The 550-nt window shown below is 57.3% G+C and carries 1 protein-coding gene; it reads right to left on the reverse strand.

What is annotated here, in order from left to right; translation table 11 throughout:
• The coding region (locus C400_RS26415) for a polyketide synthase dehydratase domain-containing protein (protein ID WP_157834340.1) at nt 1–550 on the reverse strand (550 nt) is incomplete at both ends.

Raw genomic sequence — 550 nt, forward strand, 5'->3', positions numbered from 1 at the left:
GCCTGTAGCGCCCCATCCATCAAGCTGGGATGAAGCACGTAGTCGTGGGCTGTTGCCGATACACTGGGAGGTAACGACACTCTCGCCCATACCTGACCCGCTCCGGCCTGCACGCTTTCCAGCGAGCGCTGGCCTGCTCCATATTCAATCCCCATCGCCGCAAATGCTTCATAACAGGCGGTAATCGGCACCTCTTGTGCACCCGCAGCCCGGTGCTCCGCAATCCGCTTCGTTATATCTTCCTGCACGTTTTCCACGTTGGTCACCACACGAGCAGTTCCTTGGCTGTACACCACATCTTCCGTTGCTCCCGTTGATCCCTTGTAGATTTCATAACCGATGTCACCTTCCTCGCCAGCCATCAGACGGAGCCTTACCTCTACCGGCTGCTCTTCGACTGTGATGGGCTGTATCCAGGTCACTTGCTGCAATTGCAACGTAAGCCACCCTCCCGGCTTCACCTCCAGCGCCTGTTCCACCGCTGTTCGGGCCATTTCCAGATAGGCTACCCCTGGCAGCATCTTACGTCCCTGCACTCTGTGATCTGTTA

Source organism: Paenibacillus sp. ICGEB2008, assembly GCF_000307675.1.
Taxonomy (GTDB): Bacteria; Bacillota; Bacilli; order Paenibacillales; family Paenibacillaceae; genus Paenibacillus; species Paenibacillus polymyxa.